The sequence below is a fragment of the Pseudarthrobacter sp. DSP2-3-2b1 genome, from assembly GCF_049895945.1.
Lineage (GTDB): Bacteria > Actinomycetota > Actinomycetes > Actinomycetales > Micrococcaceae > Arthrobacter.
The window spans coordinates 157,771-173,668 of the sequence record NZ_JAFCTI010000001.1; the positions used below are offsets into that span (position 1 = coordinate 157,771).

14 protein-coding genes and 1 tRNA gene are annotated in these 15,898 nt (G+C 64.4%); 4 read left to right on the forward strand and 11 right to left on the reverse strand.

Annotated features, from left to right (window positions below; all coding sequences use genetic code 11):
* Positions 1 to 242 precede the first annotated feature (242 nt).
* From ACP7AX_RS00605 to ACP7AX_RS00620, 4 genes are read left to right on the forward strand one after another with little or no spacing between them, the layout of a single operon-like run.
* Positions 243 to 1,583, forward strand: a complete 1,341-nt coding sequence (locus tag ACP7AX_RS00605) for a branched-chain amino acid ABC transporter permease (RefSeq protein WP_426224991.1) — start codon at positions 243 to 245, stop codon at positions 1,581 to 1,583.
* 9 nt (positions 1,584 to 1,592) lie between these two features.
* Positions 1,593 to 2,561, forward strand: a complete 969-nt coding sequence (locus ACP7AX_RS00610; protein WP_426224992.1) for a branched-chain amino acid ABC transporter permease — start codon at positions 1,593 to 1,595, stop codon at positions 2,559 to 2,561.
* Positions 2,558 to 3,589 carry an ABC transporter ATP-binding protein gene (locus ACP7AX_RS00615; RefSeq protein WP_426224993.1) on the forward strand — a complete coding sequence of 344 codons (1,032 nt, stop codon included), beginning with the start codon at positions 2,558 to 2,560 and terminating at the stop codon, positions 3,587 to 3,589. The genes ACP7AX_RS00610 and ACP7AX_RS00615 overlap by 4 nt, the downstream gene beginning before the upstream one ends.
* Positions 3,586 to 4,353 (forward strand): ATP-binding cassette domain-containing protein, encoded by a 768-nt coding sequence (locus tag ACP7AX_RS00620; RefSeq protein WP_131682119.1) that lies wholly within the window; start codon positions 3,586 to 3,588, stop codon positions 4,351 to 4,353. The genes ACP7AX_RS00615 and ACP7AX_RS00620 overlap by 4 nt, the downstream gene beginning before the upstream one ends.
* Positions 4,354 to 4,573: 220 nt before the next feature.
* Here ACP7AX_RS00620 and ACP7AX_RS00625 read toward each other — a convergent pair whose 3' ends face one another.
* The 11 genes from ACP7AX_RS00625 to ACP7AX_RS00675 all read right to left on the reverse strand — a co-directional run bounded on the left by ACP7AX_RS00625 (position 4,574) and on the right by ACP7AX_RS00675 (position 15,869).
* Positions 4,574 to 5,926: an ABC transporter substrate-binding protein gene (locus ACP7AX_RS00625; protein ID WP_426224994.1), complete on the reverse strand. Its 1,353-nt coding sequence runs from the start codon at positions 5,924 to 5,926 to the stop codon at positions 4,574 to 4,576.
* A 170-nt stretch (positions 5,927 to 6,096) separates the two neighbouring features.
* Positions 6,097 to 6,170: transfer RNA gene (locus ACP7AX_RS00630), tRNA-Leu, on the reverse strand.
* A gap of 20 nt (positions 6,171 to 6,190) precedes the next feature.
* Entirely contained in the window at positions 6,191 to 7,135 is a 945-nt protein-coding gene (locus ACP7AX_RS00635; RefSeq protein ID WP_426224995.1) for an N-acetyltransferase, read from the reverse strand.
* A gap of 92 nt (positions 7,136 to 7,227) precedes the next feature.
* Positions 7,228 to 8,721 (reverse strand): NAD(P)/FAD-dependent oxidoreductase, encoded by a 1,494-nt coding sequence (locus ACP7AX_RS00640; protein ID WP_426224996.1) that lies wholly within the window; start codon positions 8,719 to 8,721, stop codon positions 7,228 to 7,230.
* Between the two features lie 39 nt (positions 8,722 to 8,760).
* Positions 8,761 to 10,134, reverse strand: a complete 1,374-nt coding sequence (locus ACP7AX_RS00645; RefSeq protein ID WP_426224997.1) for a S8 family serine peptidase — start codon at positions 10,132 to 10,134, stop codon at positions 8,761 to 8,763.
* A gap of 37 nt (positions 10,135 to 10,171) precedes the next feature.
* Positions 10,172 to 11,119 carry an exopolyphosphatase gene (locus ACP7AX_RS00650; RefSeq protein WP_426224998.1) on the reverse strand — a complete coding sequence of 316 codons (948 nt, stop codon included), beginning with the start codon at positions 11,117 to 11,119 and terminating at the stop codon, positions 10,172 to 10,174.
* Positions 11,116 to 11,787 (reverse strand): DUF501 domain-containing protein, encoded by a 672-nt coding sequence (locus ACP7AX_RS00655; protein ID WP_426224999.1) that lies wholly within the window; start codon positions 11,785 to 11,787, stop codon positions 11,116 to 11,118. The genes ACP7AX_RS00650 and ACP7AX_RS00655 overlap by 4 nt, the downstream gene beginning before the upstream one ends.
* A gap of 27 nt (positions 11,788 to 11,814) precedes the next feature.
* Positions 11,815 to 12,456: an FtsB family cell division protein gene (locus ACP7AX_RS00660; protein ID WP_426225000.1), complete on the reverse strand. Its 642-nt coding sequence runs from the start codon at positions 12,454 to 12,456 to the stop codon at positions 11,815 to 11,817.
* A 168-nt stretch (positions 12,457 to 12,624) separates the two neighbouring features.
* Complete coding sequence (gene eno, locus ACP7AX_RS00665) at positions 12,625 to 13,905, reverse strand: phosphopyruvate hydratase (RefSeq protein WP_108598691.1); 1,281 nt, start codon at positions 13,903 to 13,905, stop codon at positions 12,625 to 12,627.
* Between the two features lie 136 nt (positions 13,906 to 14,041).
* Positions 14,042 to 14,653, reverse strand: a complete 612-nt coding sequence (locus tag ACP7AX_RS00670) for a MazG nucleotide pyrophosphohydrolase domain-containing protein (protein WP_426225001.1) — start codon at positions 14,651 to 14,653, stop codon at positions 14,042 to 14,044.
* Between the two features lie 61 nt (positions 14,654 to 14,714).
* Complete coding sequence (locus ACP7AX_RS00675; RefSeq protein ID WP_131682128.1) at positions 14,715 to 15,869, reverse strand: adenosine deaminase; 1,155 nt, start codon at positions 15,867 to 15,869, stop codon at positions 14,715 to 14,717.
* Positions 15,870 to 15,898: the final 29 nt, after the last annotated feature.

Genomic DNA, 15,898 nt, shown 5'->3' on the forward strand with positions numbered 1-15,898 from the left:
TGGAAGTACCTCGATTCAACAAAAGTTTCGCCCGGGGCCACCTGCCGCCGGAGCAAGGACTTTCGACGAGTTGTTATGCGATCGCGACCGCTGAGCCTTCCAGGACCGGCTGATTTGCCGCTGACGAGCTGTAACATTGGCCACACACGGTGACGGACATCACAGATCGGCGTCTGTTCCGTGACGTTTGCAGAGGCTGCAATGGCGCAGCCTGCCCACCCCCCAAGTGGAGGTTATTCAATTTGAGAAGTACACCCAAAGGCCCGCCGCCTCGACGGCCCGGCAGATTGCTGAAGGCGTTAGGGGCTGTCTTTGCCTCCGTCTTGGCCATCCTGCTCGTGGTCGCTCCGGCATCACTGGCCACTTCCCCGTCTCCGACACCATCCCCGTCGAACCAGACCTTCCAGAACAACATCAGCGGCTTCCTCCGGGACGATACCCGGGCGCCGATCCCTGATGTAAAGATCACCGCAAAGAGCGGAGACTTCGAGGGAACTGCCACCTCCGGCGCCAACGGCGCATGGAATATCGGCGTCCCGGTCCAGGGCACCTACGAGATCGAACTGGACGAATCGACCCTGCCGGAGGGCATCAAGCTCGCGGACGGCCAGGAAAACCCCCGCAGCGTGACGTTCAGCCAGACCTCAAACCTGTCGGTCATTTTCGCCTTCGGAAAAGGCATTGTGGTCCAGCAGCAGGACTTCGGGCAAAACCTCCTCAACCGCCTCGTCGCAGGCCTGAGCTTCGGCCTCCTGCTTGCCCTGGCGTCCGTGGGGCTGTCACTCATCTTCGGTACCACCGGCCTGACCAACTTTGCGCACGGTGAAATGGTGACGCTCGGCGCGGTCCTGGTCTTTATGTTCAATGCGGTGGGCATGCCGTTCTGGCTCGCCCTGATCCTGGCACTGCTTGGCGGCGGACTCTTCGGCTACGTCCAGGACGCCGGTCTATGGAAACCGCTCAGGCGCAAAGGCACCGGCCTCGTGCCCATGATGATTGTGAGCATCGGCCTCGCCCTGGCCGTGCGCTACATCATCCAGTTCTTCTTCGGTGGGGCCACACAGCAGCTGCCCTTCGCCCAGAGCCCCGAAATCCAACTCGGGCCGGTTTCCATCTCGCCCAACAACCTCTGGTCCCTGGTGATCAGTGCCGTGGTCATAGCGATCCTGGGCATCGTCCTGCTCAAGACCCGCCTCGGGAAGGCAACCCGGGCAGTGGCTGACAACCCGGCCCTTGCTGCAGCCTCGGGCATTGACGTGGACAACGTGATCCGCATCGTCTGGGTGGCCGGCGGCATGCTGGCGTCCCTCGGCGGTATCCTCTGGGCCTACTACCGGCCAGGCGTCACCTTCGATATGGGTTCCCAGATCCTGTTGCTGATCTTCGCCGGCGTCACGCTTGGCGGCCTCGGGACAGTGTGGGGCGCGCTCATCGGGTCAATCATCGTCGGCATCTTCGTGGAGCTGACCACCGTGTTCGGCCTCGCCGCCGACCTCAAATACGTGGGAGCACTGTTCATCATGATTGTTGTCCTCTTGTTCCGGCCGCAGGGCATCCTGGGCCGTCGCGAGCGCGTGGGTTAGGAGACAGCCATGGACTTCGGATTTATTCTTTCCAGCGCCGCCGGTGAACTGTTCAGCCCGACGACGGCGGCGTACGCGCTTGCCGCCCTCGGCCTTGCGGTGCACTTCGGCTACTCGGGCCTGCTGAACTTCGGCCAGGCAGGCTTTATGGCCGTCGGAGCCTACGGCTTCGCCATCTCAACCCTGACGTTCGGCGTCCCTTTCTTTGTGGGACTCCTGATCGCCATAGTCTGTTCGGCCATCTTCGCGCTGCTGCTGGGTATCCCCACCCTGCGGCTCAGGGCTGATTACCTCGCCATCGTCACCATCGCAGCCGCCGAAATCGTCCGTTACATCGTGACGACGAACCAGCTCACGGCAGTTACTGGCTCGGCCAACGGCCTGGCGGCTTTCGAGGGCGGATTCTTCGCGATGAACCCCTTCCCCGAGGGTTCGTACTTTGGCATGAACAACAGGGACCTCTTCATCCGCGTTGTGGGTTGGGGCCTCGTGATCGTCTGCTGCCTCCTGGTCTGGCTGCTGATGCGGAGCCCATGGGGCCGCGTCCTGAAAGGCATCCGCGAGGACGAGAACGCTGTGCGCTCCCTGGGCAAGAACGTCTACGCCTACAAAATGCAGGCCCTTGTCATCGGTGGCGTGCTCGGTGCCCTCGCGGGCATGGTCTTCACACTCCCCCGCGGCGCGGTCCAGCCAGCCAACTACGGCACGGAACTGACGTTCTTCCTGTACACCTGCCTCCTGCTTGGCGGCCTGGGTACTGTGCTCGGCCCGGTGATAGGTGCCATGATTTTCTGGGTGGTACTTTCTCTGACTCAAGGCATCCTTTACGGGCTGATCGAATCCGGGGCTGTGACCTGGCTGAACACAGTCCAGGCCGGGCAGCTCCGTTACATCCTGGTAGGCATCGCCCTGATGCTGCTGATGATCTTCAGGCCGCAGGGCGTCTTTGGCAACAAAAAGGAGCTGGCGTTCGCATGAGCAAGCACAGCGAAGAACCCCGCACACCGGAAAACCGGGAAAACATCGAATATATGACGGACGAACGTCCGATCGCGGCCGGAGAGATCTCTCCCGGCTGCAAGAAGCGGGACCCGATCGTGGTGGCCGAGAATGTCACCCGGTCCTTTGGCGGCATCAATGCCGTGGACGTCGAATACCTCGAGATTCCGCGCCACAAGATCACGGCCCTGATCGGCCCGAATGGTGCCGGCAAGACCACCCTGTTCAACCTCCTCACCGGATTCGACACCCCGAACTCCGGTAAATGGCAGTTCGAAGGCAACAGCCTGGCAGGTGTTTCGCCGTACAAAGTGGCCAGGATGGGAATGGTTCGCACGTTCCAGCTGACCAAGGTCATGGGCAAGCTCACGGTCATGGAAAACATGCGCCTCGGCGGCTCTCAACAGCCCGGCGAACGGCTTTCCAAGGCATTGTTCAAGGGCCTGTGGGGCGGGCGTGAGAAGGAAATCACCGCGCAGGCGGAGGTCCTGCTGGAGAAGTTCAAACTTGATGCGAAAAGGGATGACTACGCAGCGTCCCTGTCCGGCGGGCAGCGCAAGCTGCTCGAGATGGCGCGTTCGCTGATGGTCCGGCCCAAGCTGGTGATGCTCGACGAGCCGATGGCAGGGGTTAACCCGGCCCTCACCCAGTCCCTCCTGGACCACATCAAGAACCTCAAGGCCGAAGGCATGACCGTACTGTTCGTCGAGCACGACATGAACATGGTCCGCCATATTGCCGACTGGGTGGTGGTCATGGCTGAAGGCAAGATCGTTGCTGAGGGCCCGCCGGGTGAAGTCATGAAGAACCCCGCCGTCATCGATGCCTACTTGGGCGCGCATCACGACGTCGATCTCGGCGATGCCGAGGGAATCAAGGAACTTGCCGCCGAGCTCGGCGCCGACGAGTCCTCCATCGTCGGAACCGATAACGCCGGAATCATCTCCATGGACGTCATTGGCACGGAGTCCGATGATCCGGGCTTCAGGAAGAAGGACACAAAATGAGCGCCGTCAGCGCGGCGGCAGCCGCAAGCAGCACAGCAAGCGACTCCGTGGTTAAGGTCACCGATCTCGTGGCCGGCTACCTTCCCGGCGTGAACATCCTCAACGGCTGCAGCATCGAGGCACGCAAGGGCGAGCTGATCGGCATCATCGGCCCCAACGGCGCCGGCAAGTCCACCCTGCTCAAAGCGATGTTCGGCCTGGTCAAGGTCCACTCCGGCACTGTTGTGGTCCGCGGCCAGGACATCACCGGGCTGAAGGCCAACAAGCTGGTGACGAAGGGCGTGGGATTCGTCCCGCAGAACAACAACGTGTTCTCCACCCTCACCATCGAGGAGAACATGCAAATGGGCATGTTCCAACGGCCCAAAGACTTCAATGAGCGGTTCGACTTCGTCACCAGCCTCTTCCCCGAGCTCGGAAAGCGCCGGGCCCAACGGGCAGGCTCACTCTCCGGAGGTGAACGCCAGATGGTGGCCATGGGACGGGCTCTGATGATGGAACCGGCGGTGCTGCTGCTCGACGAGCCGTCTGCAGGCCTCTCCCCCGTCAAACAGGACGAGACCTTCCTGCGCGTCCACGAGATCAACCGGGCGGGCGTTTCGGTCATCATGGTGGAACAGAACGCCCGGCGGTGCCTGCAGATCTGCGACCGGGCCTACGTCCTTGACCAAGGAAAGGACGCATACACGGGCACCGGCAGGGAACTCATGAAGGACCCCAAGGTGATCCAGCTGTACCTCGGTACGCTGGCAGACGAAGTATAAGGACCGCAGCAAGTCCTGCCGCAGTGCCCCGAAGGGCCGTCACCCGCTGGTGGCGGCCCTTCGTGCTGCCTGGGCTTTTGCCATGGTCCGCCGCCTTCCACCGGGCCGGCACAGACCTCCCCGGTCCGCCGCCCACCCACCCCGGGACCGGACGATTCCAGGCAGCAGAAAGCCCCCGTCCGGCTGGACAGGGGCTTTCAGTGCTATCTAAGGAGCGGCGTTACAGCTTGCCGAATTCTTCCTTGGACGGCTTGTAGGTGTTGTCGTCCTGGTATTCGTAGATACCAATGTAGGCCTCCGTGGGGTCGCCTGCATCGGAGAAGGTCACCGGACCGGACTGGCCGTCGTAGTCGATGTCCTCACCGTTGCGGAGCAGAGTCACACAGGACGGGTAGTCCATGCACTTCTCGCCGTCTTCAGAGACAGCCTTGAGCTGCGCAGCAATGTCCGTTCCCTTGGTGCTCTTGGCGGCTTCGGATGCAAGCGCGATCAGGTTGACGGCGTCGTAGGATTCACCTGCGTAGCTGTAGTCCTTCAGCGCGGGATCGACGGCCAGCAGCTTCTTCTTGAAGTCTTCCTTGGCGAAAGTTCCCGGAATGGTGCCCTGGGCGCCCTTGAGGGTGCCTGGCGTGAAGTCCTTGCTGTAGTCCGAGGTGTTGCCGTCAACCAGGAACATCTGGGTTGCATTGACACCCTTGCCGGTCATCAGCGGAACAATGCTCTTGGCCTGGTCGAAGGTGATCAGGGCGATAGCGTCCGGCTTGGCCGCAATAACCTTGTCCACCTGGCTGCTGAACTGGGAGTCGCCTTCATTGAAGAGCTCTTCGGCTACAACCTTGCCGCCGGCTGCCTCAAAAGCAGACTTGACGTTCTTGGCCAGGCCGGTGCCGTAGGCGTCGTTGAGGACGATCATGCCCACTGTCTGCGCACCACAGGTTGCCATGTAGTTGCCCAGGACCTTGCCCTGCAGGACGTCCGAGGGCGCGGTGCGCCAGTAGAGTCCCTTGTCATCCCAGGTGGTGAAGTCCGGGGACGTGTTTGCGGGGGAGAACTGGATCACGCCGGCACCGGTAATCTGGTTGATGACCGTCTTGGAGACGCCGGAGGAAGCAGCTCCAATAATGGCGCTGACGCCCGACCCGAGCAACGCGGTGGTGGACTGCGTGGCGATGTCGGTCTTGGTGTCACCGGAGTCGCGGTGGATAACCTCTACAGGCTTGCCCAGCACGCCGCCGGCACTGTTGACTTCCTGGATACCGAGGTTGACGCCAGCGATTTCGGGCGGGCCGAGGAAGGCCAGCGAGCCGGTGGTGGGCAGCAGTGAACCGATCTTGAGTGGCGTGTCCGTGGTGGTGGTTGAAGCGGGAACCTGGCCGCCGGCAACGGCCGGGGCCGAGGCGCCGGCCGTGGCGCTGGGAGCTGGGCAGGAAATTCCGGCTGCTGCTGTGGGAGCGGCCGTTTCCGTCGAGCTGGGGGTGGAGGTACCACCACAAGCTGTGGCCAGAAGGGCGACGCCCACGCCAAGCGCTGTGAGCTTGGCGACGCGGGGTGCCACAGGGGGGAGTGAAATCATTGACAATCTCCTGGATCGAAAGGTGCGAACGGCCTTTGACGCGGATGATCAGGTGTTCCTGAGTTAATTCAAGCTAATGCATATCTGAGGCGGATATAAGTGACTGAGGTCACATCCTTATAACAGTCGTTGCATATGCGAAACCATTTCCGGCATAGGGCCAGGATTTGTACCCCAGGTGGGACTCGAACCCACAACACGCGGATTTTAAGTCCGCTGCCTCTGCCAATTGGGCTACTGGGGCGCCCGGTCAATGGTATCCCGTCAGAGCACGTTGAATGGTTCGGCATACCGGAACCGGCCGTGGACTCCCCCGGGCCACACTGCCAGGGGCAGGAGCTGGAAGTTGTCAGCCCACACCTCTTCGGGTGGCAGCACACCCAGGGAGGTCGCCGGAACAAAGCCAAACCGCGGGTAATACTCAGTGCTGCCCAGGAGGGCGATTCCACTCTCCCCGGCGGCGTTGGCCCGCGCGATGGTCTCGTTCATCAGGGCACTGCCGATGCCATGGCGCTGGAGCCGGGGGGTCACGCCGATAGGTCCCAGCCCGAGCAATTCGTGCTCCTCTACCCAGCCGCGGGTGCTGATGACATGGGCCACCACCTCGCCGTCCAGTTCCGCCACGATGCTGAACCGCGGCAGGTACTCCTTGCACTCGAACAGCTGGCGCAGCACCTCAACTTCAACCGGCTCCCCCACAGCGGGCAGGCCCGTGGCAGGCGATACGGCAAAGGCTTCGGCAATCAGTTTCAGGATCGCCGCCCGGTCAGCCTCGGTTTCATCGCGCAGCACCAGCTCCGGGCGGGGCTGGTGCCGGCTTTCAGCGGACAGCTCGGCCAGGGCTTCGATGGCCCGGGCCGCGTCAGCGACAGGAACCAGGAGGTGGTCGTGGTGGAACCCAGCCAGCACGTTGCAGCTGATGTGGGCGTCGGTCAGGGCCCTGCCGACGGCGGCAGTCAGGCCAATTGCTTCGAGTTCGGAATGCACCTGCAGGGTGATCCACGCGGCCACAAAATCGTAGTGGAGGCCCAGGCTGTCCGCCTCCGCACGCGGAAGCACCACAGTGAGGCCCTCGGCTTCGCGGACTGCAGCTTCGATGCCGGCTGCCAGCGGCCTGCCATGCGGCCACAGCACATAGACGTATTCGCCTTCGCGCAGCTCCGGGTGGAGTGCAGCCAGCAGGGCCTGTAGGTTCTTTTCGCCAGTCATGGTGCCCAGTCTAGAAGGCGGAAACGCCAAACGGCGGCTGCCCCCTCAAGGGGACAGCCGCCGTCGGGCGTTACAAAAGGGCGGTTAGCCCGCTACTTGGCGTCAGCGGTGACCGACTGTTTGGGGTCAACCTTGGTGGCCTCAGCGGAGCCAGGCTGTGCTGCTCCGGCCGGGGCTTCGGCGCTACCCGCCGCAGGAGCGGCAGCCGCCGGCTTGGGGGCCGGAGTGGCCGCGGCGACAAAGGCGCCACGCGGGTTGTCCAGGTCGATGAGCTGGGTGGTGTCCCGTCCCATGAAGAACGCGAGGATCCAGCCCATGATGACGCGGATCTTGCGCTCCACCGTAGGCATTGCCATGCCGTGGTAGCCGCGGTGTGCCAGCCAGGCGAGCGGGCCCTTGAGCCCGATGCGGCCCACGAGGTTGATGTTGGCAACACCCTTCCACTCGCCGAAGCCGGCTACAGCGCCAAGGTTCTTGTGCTTGTAGTCCTTCAGCGGCTTGTCCCAGCGGGAAGCCCACAGGTTTTTCGCGAGGCGCTTGGCCTGGCGCAGGGCATGCTGGGCGTTGGGGACGCAGGTGCCGTCCGGCAGGCCGCTGCCCGTGAGGTCCGGTACAGCGGCGATATCGCCTGCGGCCCAGGCGTTCTCAATGATGCCTTCGTCACCGGCGATGCGGAGGTCCGGCAGAACGCGGACGCGGCCGCGGGGTTCCAGCGGGAAGTCGGAGGAGCGGATCATCGGGTTGGCCTGCACACCGGCAGTCCAGACCAGGGTGTCGGCTTCGAATTCCTGGGCGAAGCTCTTGTCCGGCAGGTTGATCAGCTTCAGGGTGCCTTCGGCGCTGTCCAGCGAGGTGTTCAGCAGGACCTCGATGCCGCGGCTGCGGAGGTGCTCCACAACCCACTCTGCCTGCGGGGCCGTGACCTCGGGCATGATGCGGCCCATGGCTTCAACCAGGACGAAGCGGACTTCCTCCTGCTTGATGCGGGGGTTGTTCCGGACCGCAGCGCGGGCCAGGTCCTCCATCTCGGTGATGCACTCGATGCCGGCAAATCCGCCGCCCACCACCACGAAGGTCAGGGCCTTGGCGCGGGCTGCGGGATCGATCATGGTGGAGGCTGCTTCAATGCGCTCGAGGACCTTGTTCCGAAGGGCCACGGCCTCTTCGATGGTCTTCAGGCCGATGCCCTTGTCCGCCAGCCCCTTGATGGGGAAGGTACGGGTGATGGCGCCTGCGGCAACCACGATGTCGAAGTAGGGAACCTCGAAGTGCCCGTTGCCGTCCGCGGCGGCCACGACGGCGGTGCGGTTGGCGTGGTCAATCGAGGTGACACTGCCCTGGATGAGTTCGGTCTGCTTCAGGTGCTGGCGGTGGGAGACCACGGCGTGGCGTGCTTCGATGTTGCCGCCGGCCACTTCAGGCAGGAAGGGCTGGTAGGTCATGTAGGGCAGCGGATCAACGAGCGTGACGATGCCACCGGCATTCGCGATCTTCTTCTGCAGTTTGAGGGCTACGTACAGGCCGACGTACCCGCCGCCGACGACGAGTACCCTGGGACGGTCCTGGAGCTGAGGGGTGGTTGCCATGGATTCAACGATACAGCAGTTTGTGAAAATCTTCACTAACTACGTGTGGCGGCCCGTATCAACGGTGTGGAAGGCTCCGGTATCGGGATCCTCGCGCACCAGGGCAGGGTTTCGCGCGGCCCTCCGAAGCTGGACGGCAGCGGCTCCGATAATCGCCACAAACAGCCCTGCCGAGCCGATCACGACGGCGGCGCCCACGGCACTGTCACGCCCTGACGGCGCCTCCGCTGCAGGCACGGAGGGCTCGGGCAGTGTGGGGACCGCGCTGGCCACTTCATCGGTGGGCACGGCCGCCGGTGTGCCAAGGTTCCCCCGGCGGTGGACACGGATCCAGTCAGAGATTGACCCCAGCGGGTTGACCGCCGCTTCGGGGACCGAATCCTTCAAGGCGGCCTCGGCATTAAGCACGCCGAAGCCGTACAGCGGATCCTTGCCCGCGGGACCGGCGTCCTTGGCCGTGCTGACAATCCTGTTGATGACCTGTTTGGCGCTCATCTCCGGCCACTTGGAACGGATGAGGGCGGCGACGCCGGCGACGATCGGAGTGGCTCCGGACGTGCCGGACCATTCGGCGTAGCCGCCGCCAGGAAGTCCGCCGAGGAGGTTTTCCGCGGGAGCCGCTACACCGATACTGATTCCCTGTGAGGACGAATCGACGCTTGCCACCCCTTTGCGGTCCAGGCCGGCGACCGTGAGGACGCCGGGGATGGTGGCCGGCGCTCCCACCTGGAGGTTGCCGCCGATCCGGTTTCCGGCCGCGGCAACGATCACCACGTCCTTCTGTTCCGCGTAGAGGAAGGCCGCGTCCCAGCTTTGCGGCCACTGCGGGGTGGTGCTGCCCAGGGAGATGTTGATGACTTTCGCACCGTTGTCCACAGCCCAGCGGACGGCCTCGGGGATCTGGTCCTGATCGCTCTTGCCGGCGGGGTTTGCCGAGCCCAGCCAGGTGGAGACTGAGAGGATCTCAGCCTCCGGAGCCACGCCCACCATGCCGTCTGGTCCGGCTCCGGCGGGGGCGGGGCTCGGGGAGGCGGTGGAACTGGCAGGCTGATGGCCCCGGCCGGCCAGTATGGTGGCCACCAGGGTGCCGTGCTCAGGCTTGATGCCAAGGCTTTTCTGTCCATTGGCGCTGCCTGCGCCGGAGGCGTCAAAGCCTCCGGTCACGGCACCTTTGAGGTCGGGGTGCTGGGCGTCGACCCCGCTGTCGATCACCGCAATCTTTACCCCGGCGCCTTTGGAGATTTCCCAGGCCTTGGTGATGCCGGCTTCGGCCAGCCAGTACTGCCTGTCCCGTTCGGCGTCGGCCTGTGCAGCAGGCGCCAGTGCGAGCCCGGTAGCCAAGCTGATGGCCGCAAGGGTCACCGCCAGCAGAGCTGAGGCGGTCCGGCGGAACCGTGCTGTTGCTCTGGTCATGTGGGGTCCCCAAGTAATTTGTCGGCTGAGCCTAAGTTCAGTTCAGGCTCAGGGCAATACCGTCAAGAATATCGTGTTCGCTGGCGGTGGCCGTAACGATGCGTCCCGCACTGAGTTCATTCACACGCTCCAGGATGCGCCGCCACACCAGTCCGCCGGCGCCGATGACGTCCACGCGGCCCGGGTGCATGTACGGCAACGCTGCCCGTTCTGCCCGCGGCATTTCCAGGAGATCGGTGGCAGCCGCGGCGATGTCCCCGATGGGCAGTTCGGTTCCGTGGATCGCCTCGGGAGAGTACTCCGGCAGCCGCAGCGCGTGCGCTGTAATAGTGGTGATCGAACCGGCCACCCCGACGACGGCGGTAGCGCGTTCCAGCGGAACGTCCAGTCCTGCACGGGTGATGGCGGCGTCGACGTCGGCCGTCGCTGCCGCGACCTGTTCCGCGGTGGGGGGATCATTCTTCAGGTGCCGTTCCGTCAAACGGACGCAGCCTATGTCCACGGATTTACCGGCCGAGACGCCGCCGGCGGTGCCCAGGACGAATTCCGTGCTTCCGCCGCCGAGGTCCACCACCAGGACATGGTCACCCTCGAGGACGGGCAGGACACTGCTGGCCCCGGCAAAGGACAGGGCGGCTTCCTCGTCGCCGGAGATAACCTCCGGCTCAACGCCGAGAAGTTCCCGGATGCCGTCCACAAAGACCTCGCGGTTGCTGGCGTCCCGGCTGGCCGAGGTCGCCACGAAACGCACGGCCACAGCGCCGTGCTCGCGGATCATGGCAGCATAGTCCGCCGTGGCCGCGAAGGTGCGCTCCAGCGCTGCGGGGGCGAGTTCACCGGTTGCGTCCACGCCCTCGCCAAGCCGGACCACGCGCATTTCCCGGACCACGTCCGTGAGCTTGGCCGTGCCGTTGCTGCGGTCGATGTCGGCGATGAGCAGGCGGATGGAGTTGGTGCCGCAGTCTATGGCCGCAACGCGGGTCACAGTGCTGCCCCTTCGCTGCCGGAAGACTTCCGGACCGGAGCGGGCCGGCCTACGATCTCCGGCAAACCCTGCGGCCCGTGCCGGCTGAGGTCCCGTGACGGGGCCTCCCCCGCGGTGTCCCAGGCTCCGCCGCAGTAGCAGCGGTCTGCGGTCCACCATTCGCTGATGCCCGCGATCGCTTCGTCGCCCAACGGGTTCACGCCCGGTCCGGCTGCCAGCGAGTGGCCCACCAGCACGTGCAGGCACTTGACGCGGGTGGGCATCCCGCCGGCGGAGATGCCGTCAATCTCCGGCACCGCCCCGATCCCTGAGCGTTCGCCGATGGCTGCCCGGGCTGCCAGATAGTCCTCATGGGCGGACCGGTAGGCTGCGGCAAGCGGCTCATCAGCGGTGAGGCGTTCGTTCATCTCGTTCATGAGCCCGGCAGCTTCCAGCCTCGAAACCGCCGCGGTGATGACCGGGTGCGTCAAATAGAACGTGGTGGGGAACGGCGTGCCGTTGCTCAGGCGGGGTGCGGTCGCGGCCACGAGCGGATTGCCGCAGACGCAGCGCGCCGGGATCTCCACAACGTCGCGGACCGGCCGTCCCAACTGCCTGCTGAGTACTTCAAGATCGTGTGCTGATGGCTGGCGGGACTTCTCCGGCGCAATTGCCGTGTTTTCTTCCACTGGCGCGGCCATCCTTCCTCTAGCTGTTCAGTCTGTGGCCGCACGCCTGATGGACTCCCACAGGGAATCCACCCACGGCAGATCGGCGGGGTCTTGTGCTGCTGTGGCGGTCTGGCTACTGCTTGTTCCGGCCGGCAGTTCGCTGCCGAAGACCCAGTAGCCGGATTCACCCGGCATAACCATGTTAATGCGGTCGCGGGCCTGCTGTTTCACGTAGTTCGGATCCTGCCAGCGCGAGAGCTGCTGCCGCAGGACGTCCTGCTCCGCCTGGCGGGCCTCAATATCGGCACTCAAAGCAGCTAGCTCGGCGCGCTTGTCGAAGAAGATTTTGACGGTGGGCGCGAGCATGATGGTGATGGCAATCATGACCACGGCAAGGGCAAGCATCCGCCCGGAGAATGCCTTCGCCGGAACCGGGTGGCCGTCGTCGTGGGTTGCGTTGTCCTTTTTGGCTGCGGCCCCTGCAACGGCAGCCTTACCGCTCACCCGCGTGCCGGCCTTAGCCTTGCCACCCGCTGTACCTTTCGAGGTTGCGGGTTTGTCCTTCGCGCCGGCCGCGCCTGCGCCGCCGAAGTCGGCACGTATGACCTCTGCCGCGTCCTTGGCGGCATCCGCTGCCGATGGGGTTCTGGCGGCGGCCTTGGGGACTTTGGGACGGCGGGTAGCCATGACACTCCTGAAACGTGCGGCCTGCCTCTGGCCGCTACTCTCTGCGCTGAACAAATGCCGGCTGAAATTTGCCGGCTGATACAGGTGCCGGCGGAAGACCGGGCTGAAACAAAAACCGGTGGCTATGGTCTTTCAACCATAGCCACCGGTCAGTGGTTTATGCGGCTACTAGCCCTTGAAACGCGGGAACGCGCTGCGGCCGGCGTAGCGTGCGGCGTCGTCGAGTTCCTCTTCGATGCGCAGCAGCTGGTTGTACTTGGCAACACGCTCGGAACGGGCCGGGGCGCCGGTCTTGATCTGGCCGGCGTTGGTGGCCACCGAGATGTCAGCGATGGTGGTGTCCTCGGTCTCGCCGGAGCGGTGCGAGGTGATGGTGGTGTAACCGGCACGCTGCGCCATGCTGACGGCGTCGAGTGTTTCGGTCAGCGAACCGATCTGGTTCACCTTCACCAGCAGCGAGTTGGCGGTCTTGGTCTCGATGCCGCGCTGCAGGATGGAGGGGTTGGTGACGAAGAGGTCGTCGCCCACCAGCTGGACTTTGTCGCCGATGGCGTCGGTGAGGGTCTTCCAGCCGTCCCAGTCGTTCTCGTCCAGCGGGTCCTCGATGGACACCAGCGGGTAGTCGGCCACGAGTTCGGTGTAGTAGGCGCTCATTTCGCTGGAGGTCAGAGCCTTGCCCTCGAACTGGTAGGCGCCGTCCGTGAAGAACTCGGAGGAGGCAACGTCCAGGGCCAGGGCGATGTCCTTGCCCGGGGTGTAGCCGGCGTTCTTGATGGCTTCCTGGATCAGGTCCAGGGCAGCGCGGTTGGACGGCAGGTTGGGGGCAAAGCCGCCTTCGTCGCCGAGGCCGGTGGACAGGCCCTTTTCCTGGAGCACGGCCTTGAGCGCGTGGTAGACCTCCACGCCCCAGCGGAGGCCCTCGGAGAAGGTCTCGGCACCCAGCGGGACAACCATGAATTCCTGGATGTCGACGTCGGAATCGGCGTGTGAGCCACCGTTGAGGATGTTCATCAGCGGCACGGGCAGCACGTGGGCGTTCGGGCCGCCCAGGTACTTGTACAGCGGCAGGTCTGCGGAGGCCGCGGCGGCGTTGGCCACGGCCAGGGAAACGCCGAGGATGGCGTTGGCGCCCAGCTTGCCCTTGTTGGGGGTGCCGTCCAGGTCAATCATGGCCTGGTCGATGCTGCGCTGGTCGGTGGCGTCGAAGCCGGTCAGGGCCGGAGCGATCTGGTCGATGACGGCGTCAACGGCCTTCTGGACTCCCTTGCCGAGGTAACGGCCCTTGTCACCGTCACGAAGCTCAACGGCCTCGTGCTCACCGGTGGAGGCGCCGGAAGGTACTGCCGCGCGGCCGATCTGGCCATCGGAGAGCAGTACTTCAACTTCTACGGTCGGGTTGCCGCGGGAATCGAGGATTTCGCGGGCGTGGATGGCATCGATAAGCGCCATGGATTTGCTCCTTTGGGTGAAGCGATTTACAGGGAATCTAACTGCTGGAACTAGCGGAAAGTCTGGGACGTCCTGGTCAGGACCTAGCGTAGTCGAGAGTGGCGCAGGTTACGGAAACCTATCCGGCACCCGGACGTCATGATGGCAGGGGTTGTTGCTGCTGGAACTCCCGGATTGCGCCGCGCAGGGCACGCTCGGCGTCGAACCCCATTTCCCGGGCGGAACCGACGACGGCGAGCAGCAGCTCCCCCAATTCCGCTTCGGAGGTGGCGGTTTTGACGAGCCCCACCACCGGATGTTCCGTGGCACCGCGATCCGGCGGACCCATTGGGACACCGGCGCGGGCGGCCCGGTCAAGGAACTTGTGCGCTTTGGCCAAGGCCGGCAGGGCGTCAGGAATTCCCTCGAAAGGGCTGTTCCGCTCCGGCCTTTCGGCGGTTTTGACGGCGTCCCACTTCTGTACGATCTCCTCGACCGTGGCCGGGAAGCTCTCCTGGAGCGTCCCGTCGGGCCGGAACACATGCGGATTGCGGCGGACCATCTTTTCGGTCAGACCGCGGGAAACGTCGTCGAACGTGAACGCGCCCCGTTCCTCGGCGAGCCGGGCGTGCAGCACCACCTGGAGCAGCACGTCACCCAGCTCGCCCCGGAGTTCGGATTCGTCGGTCCCGGTTTCGATGGTCTCGGCAAGCTCAAACGCCTCCTCGAGGAGGTACTCCACCAGTGAGGCATGCGTCAGTGCGCCCATCCAGGGGCAGTGTTCACGCAGTTGGCCTATGACCGTGACCAACCGGTCAACGGGGGCCTGATCAGCCAAGGTTGGCGTAGGTGTCGTTGATGTACTCCACCAGTGCTTCCTTTTCCTCCAAGGGCAGGAAGGATGCCTCGGCAGCGTTGAGGGTCAGCTCAAGGATGTCATCGAGATCGTAGTCGAAGGTTTCCACCAGCAGCTCGAACTCGTCCGTGAGGGTCACCCCGCTCATCAGCCGGTTGTCAGTATTGATGGTCACGTTGAAGCCGAGCTGGTAGAGCATGTCCAGCGGGTGGCTCTCGATGCCCTCGCCGAAGCCGGCAATCGCTCCGGTCTGGAGGTTGGAGGAGGGGCAGATCTCCAGCGCGATGCCCCGGTCCCGGATCCAGCTGGACAGATCGCCCAGGGTGACCAGGCCGATGCTGTCGTCGTCGCCCTCGGCGCCAGCTTCCGCCTCCTCGTCCTCGAACTCCACCATGATGTCCTCGGCGATGCGCACGCCGTGGCCAAGGCGGAGCGCCCGTCCGTCAACCAGCGCGGACTGGATACTCTCGAGTCCGGCGGCCTCGCCGGCGTGGACCGTGGCAGGAAAGTTGTTCTGGGCGAGGTACGTGAAGGCGTCCTTGAACCGGGACGGCAGGAAGCCGTCTTCAGCTCCGGCGATGTCGAAGCCCACGGCGCCCCTGTTGCGGTGGCGGACGGCGAGTTCAGCGATCTCCTGGCCGCGGTCGGCGTGCCGCATGGCGGTGATCAGCTGGCCCACCTGGATCTCGCGGCCGGTCTCGGCAACAGCGTCGACGCCGGCTTCGAGGCCTTCCTGCACAGCCTCCACTGCTTCATCCAGGGACAGGCCCTTCTGGAGGTGCTGCTCCGGCGCCCAGCGCACTTCGCCGTACACCACGCCGTCGTCCGCGAGGTCCTCAACGAATTCCTTGGCAACCCGGAACAGGCCCTCTTTGGTCTGCATCACGGCAACGGTGTGGTCAAAGGTCTCAAGGTAACGGACCAGCGAACCGGAGTCTGCCGATTCACGGAACCACTGGCCCAGGGCAACCGGATCGGTGGAGGGAAGGGTGTGGCCAACAGCCCCTGCCAGCTCGATGATGGTGGCGGGACGGAGACCACCGTCCAAATGGTCGTGGAGGGAGACCTTGGGCAGGCTCCTCAGGTCGAAATCGAGGGCAGGGGCAGCGTCAACAATAGGCTCAGTCACCTTCCAACCTTAGGGTCGGCAGGCGGCTT

Coding starts and splice junctions, on each gene's coding strand:
- ACP7AX_RS00625 (WP_426224994.1), bottom strand. CDS start 5,926: ATGATTTCACTCCCCCCTGTGGCACCCCGCGTCGCCAAGCTCACAGCG.
- ACP7AX_RS00610 (WP_426224992.1), top strand. CDS start 1,593: ATGGACTTCGGATTTATTCTTTCCAGCGCCGCCGGTGAACTGTTCAGC.
- ACP7AX_RS00660 (WP_426225000.1), bottom strand. CDS start 12,456: ATGGCTACCCGCCGTCCCAAAGTCCCCAAGGCCGCCGCCAGAACCCCA.
- ACP7AX_RS00670 (WP_426225001.1), bottom strand. CDS start 14,653: ATGGGCGCACTGACGCATGCCTCACTGGTGGAGTACCTCCTCGAGGAG.
- ACP7AX_RS00635 (WP_426224995.1), bottom strand. CDS start 7,135: ATGACTGGCGAAAAGAACCTACAGGCCCTGCTGGCTGCACTCCACCCG.
- ACP7AX_RS00645 (WP_426224997.1), bottom strand. CDS start 10,134: ATGACCAGAGCAACAGCACGGTTCCGCCGGACCGCCTCAGCTCTGCTG.
- eno (WP_108598691.1), bottom strand. CDS start 13,905: ATGGCGCTTATCGATGCCATCCACGCCCGCGAAATCCTCGATTCCCGC.
- ACP7AX_RS00620 (WP_131682119.1), top strand. CDS start 3,586: ATGAGCGCCGTCAGCGCGGCGGCAGCCGCAAGCAGCACAGCAAGCGAC.
- ACP7AX_RS00615 (WP_426224993.1), top strand. CDS start 2,558: ATGAGCAAGCACAGCGAAGAACCCCGCACACCGGAAAACCGGGAAAAC.
- ACP7AX_RS00640 (WP_426224996.1), bottom strand. CDS start 8,721: ATGGCAACCACCCCTCAGCTCCAGGACCGTCCCAGGGTACTCGTCGTC.